The organism is Streptomyces sp. 13-12-16, from assembly GCF_002114215.1.
GTDB lineage: Bacteria > Actinomycetota > Actinomycetes > Streptomycetales > Streptomycetaceae > Streptomyces.
Genome location: NZ_NCTE01000549.1, coordinates 1 through 1,961, shown reverse-complemented (window position 1 = coordinate 1,961; position 1,961 = coordinate 1). Strand labels below are relative to the sequence as shown.

General features: G+C 73.5%; 2 protein-coding genes. One reads left to right on the top strand and one right to left on the bottom strand.

The window, feature by feature from the left end; translation table 11 throughout:
• Nucleotides 1–588 (bottom strand): ATP-binding cassette domain-containing protein (locus tag B7767_RS22245; RefSeq protein ID WP_143652581.1); only part of this gene is annotated, 588 nt, incomplete at its 3' end.
• A 178-nt stretch (nucleotides 589–766) separates the two neighbouring features.
• Between B7767_RS22245 and B7767_RS22240 the strand changes: the two genes are divergently transcribed.
• A complete protein-coding gene (locus B7767_RS22240) occupies nucleotides 767–1,750 on the top strand; it encodes an NAD(P)H-quinone oxidoreductase (protein WP_085573753.1) in 984 nt (327 codons plus the stop codon).
• Nucleotides 1,751–1,961 lie beyond the last annotated feature (211 nt).

Here is a 1,961-nt window from a genome sequence, read left to right as displayed (position 1 = left end):
GGTCAGCAGCACCGTCGTGCCCTGGGCGACGACCGCGCGCACGATGTCCCACACCTGGTTGCGGCTGCGCGGGTCCAGGCCGGTCGTCGGCTCGTCGAGGAACAGCAGGTCGGGGGTGTTGAGGATGGAGGCGGCGATGTCGATACGGCGCCGCATGCCGCCGGAGTAGTGCTTGACCTGCTTCCCGGCCGCGTCCGTGAGCCCGAAGGCCTCCAGGAGCTGGGCGGCGCGGGTGCGGGCGGCGGGCTTGCGGTGGCCGAGGAGCCGGCCCAGCAGGACCAGGTTCTCGGTGCCGGTGAGGTCCTCGTCCACGGACGCGTACTGGCCGGTGAGGCTCACCCGGCCGCGCACCTCGTCGGCCTCGCGCACGATGTCGTGCCCGAAGACATGGGCCTCGCCGCCGTCGGGCCGCAGGAGGGTGGCGAGCATCTTCACGGTGGTGGTCTTGCCGGCGCCGTTCGGTCCGAGGACCCCGTACACCGTGCCGGCCGGCACGGCGAGATCGACACCGTCGACGGCCCGTGTCTCACCGAAGGTCTTGACCAGGCCCGCGGTCTCGATCGCCAGGGCGGACGTCTGCGTGCTCATGCTTCGGGTCCTTCCGCGTGCTTGGGCTACGCATGGACAGACCCTCACCGTCGCGCAAACTCATCGCTCCCGCACGGGGATTTCCGCCAGGACCGGTCCTACGACCGAGAAGGGGGCGACCCGGGTCGTAGGACGCGGTGCACCGGGCCTCCCGCACCCCAGGAGTACCGTCCCCCTCATGTATGCGATCACGATTCCCGAACCCGGTGGGCCCGAGGCGCTGGTGTGGGACGAGGTCCCCGACCCCGTGGCCGGTCCCGGCGAGGTCCTGGTCGAGGTGGTGGCCGGTGCCGTCAACCGCGCCGACATCCTCCAGCGGCAGGGCTTCTACAACCCCCCGCCCGGCGCCTCCCCCCACCCCGGTCTCGAATGCTCCGGACGGATCGCCGCGCTCGGTGACGGGGTGAGCGGATGGGCCGTCGGCGACGAGGTCTGCGCGCTGCTCGCCGGCGGCGGCTACGCGGAGAAGGTCGCCGTCCCGGCCGGACAGCTCCTGCCCGTCCCCGAGGGCCTCACCGTCGACCAGGCCGCGGCGCTCCCGGAGGTCGTCTGCACGGTCTGGTCGAACGTCTTCATGGTCGCCCACCTCCGCCCCGGCGAGACCCTCCTCGTGCACGGCGGCTCCAGCGGCATCGGCACGATGGCGATCCAGCTCGCGAAGGCCGTCGGGGCGAGGGTCGCCGTCACCGCCGGCACCACCCGGAAGCTGGAGCGCTGCGCCGAGCTCGGCGCCGACATCCTGATCAACTACCGCGAGCAGGACTTCGTCGCCGAGCTGAAGCGGGCCACCGACGGCGCGGGCGCGGACGTGATCCTCGACAACATGGGCGCCAAGTACCTGGACCGCAACGTCCAGGCCCTCGCCGTCAACGGCCGGCTCGCCATCATCGGGATGCAGGGCGGGGTGAAGGGGGAGCTGAACATCGGCGCCCTCCTCGGCAAGCGCGCCGCCATCAGCGCGACCTCGCTGCGCGCCCGGCCCCTGGAGGAGAAGGCGGCGATCGTGGCGGCCGTACGCGAACACGTCTGGCCGCTCGTCGCCGGTGGCCATGTCCGCCCGGTCATCGACCGCGAGATCCCGATGCCGGACGCGGCCGCCGCCCACCGGGTCGTGGAGGAGAGCGGCCACATCGGCAAGGTCCTGCTGGTCACACCGAACTGAGTCCGGCCGGCAGGGCGGGGCCGTTCCCGTTTCCGGCGCGGCCCGCCGGCCGCGTCCACCGGGGGCGGGCTCCCGCCCGAGGACGGCACCGTCCTGTGCGTGTCCCACTCCGTGCGGTGGGGGAGACGGAGCGGAACCCGGGGCCGGCCCCGGGTTCCGCTCCCTGGCAGGCGGCCCGCCCGGCGGCGGTGTCGCCGCCCGGTGCCGCCGC